This is a genomic window from Streptomyces sp. NPDC060031 (genome assembly GCF_042736805.1).
Lineage (GTDB): Bacteria > Actinomycetota > Actinomycetes > Streptomycetales > Streptomycetaceae > Streptomyces.
The window spans coordinates 101,854-107,987 of the sequence record NZ_JBHWVM010000008.1 but is presented as its reverse complement, the minus strand read 5'-3'; the positions used below and the strand labels follow the sequence as shown (position 1 = coordinate 107,987).

At 71.0% G+C, this 6,134-nt stretch carries 7 protein-coding genes; 6 read left to right on the top strand and 1 reads right to left on the bottom strand.

All coding sequences use genetic code 11. The features are described from left to right. Positions 1-159 precede the first annotated feature (159 nt). The 4 genes from ACFWB8_RS05525 (at position 160) to ACFWB8_RS05510 (ending at position 2,310) form a co-directional block, all read left to right on the top strand. Positions 160-816, top strand: a complete 657-nt coding sequence (locus tag ACFWB8_RS05525; protein ID WP_385222860.1) for a hypothetical protein — start codon at positions 160-162, stop codon at positions 814-816. 121 nt (positions 817-937) lie between these two features. Continuing rightward, positions 938-1,480, top strand: a complete 543-nt coding sequence (locus tag ACFWB8_RS05520) for a TIGR00645 family protein (RefSeq protein WP_385222857.1) — start codon at positions 938-940, stop codon at positions 1,478-1,480. 14 nt (positions 1,481-1,494) lie between these two features. Continuing rightward, on the top strand, positions 1,495-1,752 hold the full coding sequence (locus ACFWB8_RS05515; RefSeq protein ID WP_385222854.1) for a hypothetical protein: 258 nt from the start codon (positions 1,495-1,497) through the stop codon (positions 1,750-1,752). A 228-nt stretch (positions 1,753-1,980) separates the two neighbouring features. Continuing rightward, a complete protein-coding gene (locus ACFWB8_RS05510; RefSeq protein ID WP_385222853.1) occupies positions 1,981-2,310 on the top strand; it encodes a hypothetical protein in 330 nt (109 codons plus the stop codon). Here ACFWB8_RS05510 and ACFWB8_RS05505 read toward each other — a convergent pair. Beyond that, on the bottom strand, positions 2,297-4,357 hold the full coding sequence (locus ACFWB8_RS05505) for a phosphocholine-specific phospholipase C (RefSeq protein WP_385222850.1): 2,061 nt from the start codon (positions 4,355-4,357) through the stop codon (positions 2,297-2,299). The genes ACFWB8_RS05510 and ACFWB8_RS05505 overlap by 14 nt on opposite strands. Before the next feature lie 423 nt (positions 4,358-4,780). On the opposite strand from ACFWB8_RS05505, the gene ACFWB8_RS05500 reads away from it, so the two are divergent. Next, complete coding sequence (locus ACFWB8_RS05500) at positions 4,781-5,458, top strand: hypothetical protein (protein ID WP_385222848.1); 678 nt, start codon at positions 4,781-4,783, stop codon at positions 5,456-5,458. Next, a complete protein-coding gene (locus ACFWB8_RS05495; RefSeq protein ID WP_385222845.1) occupies positions 5,458-6,129 on the top strand; it encodes a restriction endonuclease subunit S in 672 nt (223 codons plus the stop codon). The genes ACFWB8_RS05500 and ACFWB8_RS05495 overlap by 1 nt, the downstream gene beginning before the upstream one ends. The last annotated feature ends 5 nt before the right edge of the window (positions 6,130-6,134 follow it).

Genomic DNA, 6,134 nt, shown 5'->3' with positions numbered 1-6,134 from the left:
GCCCCTCGGGGGCCCGTCCCTCCCGCCCCTCCCCCCCCCCGCCTCCACCACTAGCCGGCTCCCCCCCCCCCCGGCGCGGCCCGCCCCCCCCCCCCCCCCCCCCCCCCCGGCCCCACCCTCCCCTCCCTCCCCCCTCACCCCACCCGGAGCACAGCGACGATGCACAGACGACCCGCTTTCCCGGCCGCCCTGACCTCCCTGGCCTCCCTGGCCGCCTTCGGCCTGGTCCTGCTGTCCCCCGCCGCGGCGCACGCCCACGGCGACACCGTGAAGGTGGTGGTCACCGGCCAGCGAGGCGGGCACGTCACCGCCGACGTCACCTGGGAGAACGACGGGGACGCCGTCGAGTCCGCGGTCGCCGCCACCGTGAACGCGGTGAGCGGCGACGGCGCACGTACGCTCGGGCCCTGGCGCCTGGTCCGCGATCCGGCCGCGCCGCCCGCCGGGTGGAGCACCGCCGAGACGCTGCCGCCCGGCAACTGGAAGGTGAGCGTGGACGTCGGCTTCCCGGCTCTGGGGCACGGGGACCGCGAAGTGGCCGTACCCGTGGTGGACCCGGCGCCGTCCACCGGCGGCCCCACCGCGGGAGCCCCGACCGCCGGCACCCCGACCGCCACACCTTCGGCGAGCACACCGTCGGCTCCCGCGCCGGCGCAGCCGCCGGCCGGGTCCCCCTCCCCGACGCCCGCGACCGAGCCCGGCGCCACGGACCGTACCGCCGCCTGGTGGACGGCGGCCGGGGTCGCCGTGACCGCCCTGGCCGGCGCGGCCGTCGGCGTACTGCTGCGCCGCCGCAGGGCGCGACGGCGCCCGTAGCTCCCTGGGGGTAGTCCGATCGGTGGAGGCGGCGCGGCTTTCCGTACCTCCGGCCGAGGTCCTCGGACCGGGCCGGAGGGCAGCCTGGAAGGGTCCCGTGACCTGCCATCGAAAGTCCCGCATGACCCCCGCGCCTCCCGTCAAACCCTCCCCCACCATGGGGCACCGCATCGGCGCCCTGATGTTCGTCAGCCGCTGGCTCCAGCTACCGCTGTACCTGGGCCTGATCGTGGCCCAGATGGTCTACGTCTGGATCTTCCTCAAGGAACTCGCCCACCTCGTGGGCGACATCGACTCCCTCGACGAGACCCGCACGATGCTGATCGTGCTGGGCCTGGTCGACGTGGTGATGGTCGCCAACCTCCTGCTGATGGTGATCGTCGGCGGGTACGAGACCTTCGTGGCCCGGGTCAACCTCAAGAACCACCCGGACGAACCGGAGTGGCTGAGCCACGTCAACGCCAACGTGCTGAAGGTCAAGCTGGCGACGGCGATCATCGGGATCTCCTCGATCCACCTGCTGAAGTCCTTCATCGAGATCACCGGAGCCAACTGGCGCTGGGAGCAGACGATGTGGCAGGTCATCGTGCACCTGGCCTTCATCGTCTCGGCCATCGCACTGGCCCTGATCGACCGCCTCCTCCCCAAGGCCCCGGACCACTAGCTACGCTGCCGATCGTGAACCCGGCCCTGCCCGGCGGCGTGACCGGTGAACCCGCCCTCCCAGACGCCATGGAGCTGGCTTCCGATCCGGAGCTGGAGGCCCGGTTCGCGGGGTCGGCCCACCGGATCCTGTCGGACCTGGTCAGCGGAGGTGCCGCGCTGGGCTGGATCGGACCACCGTCGCGGGATGAGGTGGCGGACCTTCTCGGCCGGGTCGGGGAACGCCGCTACGACAAGGTCTTCCAGATGCTGGACTTCCGCCGGGAAGGCTGACACCCCGGCGAGTGGCGACGGCCGCGTCTGCACGGTCGGCGAGTACTGCGGGAGGCCCCATCCCGACCTCGGGGGCGGCCGGCTGCTCGACCCGGAGTCCCGGACGGGATCCCCGCCCGCCACCGCGCCCGGTGGGCCGCCGCGGCGCCCGAGGGGCTGCGGGATTACGCCCGGGCGCTGGCCCGGGGCGAGGAGGAGCCGGACCTGCCGCGGGAGGTGCCGCTGAGCGTGGCGTTCAGCTGGCTCGGCGCCCCGCGGAAGGACCCCCGCGACGCGGCGTCGCTGCTCGCGGAGCTGGGCCCCGGGCGACTGCTGGCCGGGGCGTCCACGGAGGAACTCGCCTGGGCGGTGCGCAAGCCGGACCGGGCGGGCCTCGAAGGCGCCGTGCGGTGCTTCGCGAGCGAGGAGTTCACCACCCGCCACCCCGGGCACCGCCGGGTCCCCGGCACGGCCCGCGACCTGCTGCTCCGGCACGCCCGCAGCCACCGCCCCGGCGACCTCGCGGTCCTGGAGCGGCGGCTGCTGCGTACGCCGGCCGACCGCGTCAGACGGTCTTGAGCGCCGGGTCGGAGACGCCGGGGGCGCCCGTCTCGACGTGGCCGGCGAAGCGGCGCAGGAAGGTGGTGTCGGCGTCGGAGACGACCTTGACGTCGTACCAGCGGCCGGTGGTGCGCAGGTCGACCGTGTGGGCGACCGTGGCGCCGGGGTTGACCTTGAAGGTCTGGGCGGCCCCGCCGTAGGCGTTGGTCACCGTGAGGTTGACGGCGGCGCTGCCGGTGTTGGTCAGGGTGAGGGCCAGGTTGCCGGTGGAGTCGACGTGGCGGGCGGTGACCTCGGGTCCGGCCTTCTTGGCCGGGCCCTTCCAGGTGCGCAGGAAACCGTTCGGGCCCCAGACCGTGAGGTTGATCTGGTTGCCGGTCGAGCTGCTGGTGCTCCAGGTGTCCGACAGGACCTTGCCCGCCTCGACCGTGTAGGGCCAGGGGCCGTCCGTGCGGTTGCCCGAGGTGCTGTGGAAGTGGGCGCCCAGGGACGGGCCGCTGGAGAAGGTCAGCGTGAACTTGCCGGTGGAGGTCGTCGCCTTGCCGTCCACGTACGGGCTGTAGCCCAGCGCACGGGTGGGCTTGCCGCCCGCCTCCTGCTTCGGCAGGGCGCCGGTGGCCGGCGGGACGGGGTGGTAGGACGGGTGGGCGTTGTGGTCCGGCGGGACGTAGCCCGCGGTGGAGGGCAGGGCGGCCGGGGACGCGTCCGCCTTGCTGAAGTCGAAGGCGGAGGTCAGGTCACCGCACACGGCGCGGCGCCACGGCGAGATGTTGGGCTCCTGCACGCCGAAGCGCTTCTCCATGAAGCGGATCACGGAGGTGTGGTCGAAGGTCTCGGAGCAGACGTAGCCGCCCTTGCTCCAGGGGGAGACCACGATCATCGGGACGCGCGGGCCCAGCCCGTAGGGTCCGGCCGTGTAGCCGCCGCCACCGGCGTACAGGTCCTTGGACACGTCGGCGGTGGACAGGCCCCAGGCCGAGGACGTCGGCGGGTACGGCGGCACCACGTGGTCGAAGAAGCCGTCGTTCTCGTCGTAGGTGATGAAGAAGGCGGTCTTCGCCCACACCGCCGGGTTCGCGGTGAGCGCGTCGAGTACCTGCGAGATGTACCAGGCGCCGAAGTTGACGGGCCAGTTCGGGTGCTCGCTGAAGGCCTCGGGCGCGGCGATCCAGGAGATCTGGGGCAGGGTGCCGTTCACCACGTCGGCGCGCAGCTTGTCGAAGTAGCCCTCGCCCGCCTTGGCGTTGGTGCCCGTGCGCGCCTTCTCGTACAGGGCGCTGCCCGGCTGGGCATTGCGGTAGCTGTTGAAGTACAGCAGGGAGTTGTCGCCGTAGTTGCCGCGGAAGGAGTCGCTGATCCAGCCCCAGGAGCCGGCGGCGTTCAGGCCGTCGCCGATGTCCTGGTAGATCTTCCAGGAGACGCCGGCCGCCTCCAGGCGCTCGGGGTAGGTCTTCCAGCCGTACCCGGCTTCCTGGTTGCCGAGGACCGGGCCGCCGCCGACGCCGTCGTTGCCCGTGTGACCCGACCACATGTAGTAGCGGTTGGGGTCGGTGGCACCGATGAAGGAGCAGTGGTAGGCGTCGCAGACGGTGAAGGCGTCCGCGAGCGCGTAGTGGAACGGGATGTCGTTCCTGGTCATGTACGACATGGTGGTGGCCGTCTTGGCGGGCACCCACTTGTCGTACTTGCCGTTGTTGTACGCCTGGTGCCCGCCGGCCCAGTCGTGGTTCAGGCCCTCGACGAACTGCATGCCCAGGTCGTTGACCTGCGGGTTGAAGGGGAGGATGTCCTTCGTCCCGTTGGACTGGTAGAAGACGGACTTGCCGTTGTCCTGCAGGACGGGCCGCGGGTCACCGAAGCCCCGTACGCCCTTCATCGCGCCGAAGTACTGGTCGAAGGACCGGTTCTCCTGCATGAGCACGACGATGTGCTCGATGTCCTGGATCGTTCCGGTGCTGCCCTGCGCCGGAATGGCGGCGGCGCGCGCGATGCTCTCGCTCAGCATCGCGGCGGCGGCGCTGCCGCCCGCGATCTGCAGGAACCTGCGGCGGTTCAGTTCTGCCATGGCGTGACGACCTCTATGGGGTGAGGGGGGGTGTCGAGGGGCGCCCCAAGAACAGCGCCCCCGGGGTACCTGCCGGAGTTGCTTGCGTGACACTGCGCCGTACACCAGGAGAACGGAAGCCCTCGGACGTCGATTCGCACCCCGCGACCCCCTCTCGTCACGGGTCGCCCGGCGAACGCCAACCATCCCGCGCGAAGGCGTTGTGTATGTGGATACGCAAGACAGGGGGTCTGGTCGGCGGTTGTGCTAACGTACACATGCACGTCAGTGATCGGTTGCGGCACGCGGTTCGCTTGATCAGCGCATTCCGGGCATGACAATGCCCCGGGGCGCTTGCGAGCAGAGGCACACACCGGGGCTTACGTTCGCCACCGTAACGCCCAGTCCTTAGCTGTGCAACATGGACCCTCGGGGGGGATCACCATGCCGTGCGCCACTGCTGATGAGATAGTCCTGATCAAAACGCTCGACGTTGGTCGATATGCCGATCCCGGTACGCTCTGCTGCGCCTTCTGCCGGCAGACCCTGGAGTGGTACAGGTGGGAGACGGCCACCGCCAAGGCGATGTACGAGGTGCTCCGCCATCTCGAGAACGTCCTGCGACGCGCCATCTCCACCAGGCTGGCCGCCTACTACGGGCGGGAAGACTGGTGGAACGCTCCGCAGCTGCGACTCACCTACGGCACGGAGAAGATGATCTCCGACGCCGTAGACAAGCTGCGCCGCACCTCGACGCCGGCCACCCCGGCCGCCGTTCAGCGAGCGATGCCGCTCGGGTTCTGGGTCAACCTGATGGGGCGGGGCGCCGACTACGAGACCCAGCTGTGGCGTCCCATGAGTGCCGGGTTCCCCGGCTACCGGGGTCGGCGCGAGCCGCTGCACAAGCGCCTGGACGATCTGCGGGAGCTGCGCAACAAGGTGGCACACCTGGACCGCATCGGCGACGTGGATCTCGCCTCCGGCCGCGCCTCGGCGCTGATCGCCATCGGGTACGTCTCCGTGGCGACGGCCCGCCGGATCGACGCCGCGGACACCGCCCTCCCGGCGCTGCTGGCGCACCAGCCGAGCGTGTGCGCCCATCGGCAGGGAGGCGGATCGTGATGCCGGAGCCGGTGATGCTGGGTGACCTGTGCGAGATCACCCCCAGCCCTACGAGCGATCTGTTCACCGAGCTGACGACGGACGGCGAGGGAACACCGGTGGTGACCCCCGCGGACATCACCGACGCCCGGAGGATCGACTCGCAAGCGCTCCGGCGGCTACCGGGCGAAGGCAACGACCTGGAACGCTTCCGGCTCCGACCGGGCGACCTGGTGCTGGTGCGCCTGGGCGGGGTCGGCCGGATTGCTCTGGTCGACGAGACCGTCCGGGACTGGATCTACCACTCCTCTTGTATCCGGATCCGCCCGGACACGGAGCAGATCGACCCGGTCTACCTCTCGGCCTACCTGGCCCACCCTCCCGTGGTCGCCGAGTTGCTGTCCCACGTGCAGACGGTCACGGTGCCGACCCTCACCGCGGGTTCGCTGGGGCGGCTGCCCGTGGCACTCCCCTCCCTCCAGAGACAGCGTCTGATGGCGAGGGCGCTCAGCGAAGTGAGCCTCCAGATGGATATCCAGCACCGCATGCTGGCACGCCTCGACGCGCTCAGGCAGGGCCTGTTCACGCACATGCTGGGGGACGAGTTCCCAGACGCATCGCCTTCGCGGCCGCTCGGGCACGTGCCCGAGCGAAAGGCTCAGCGAACCCGCCGTACGAACCGAATGTCATAACCCCG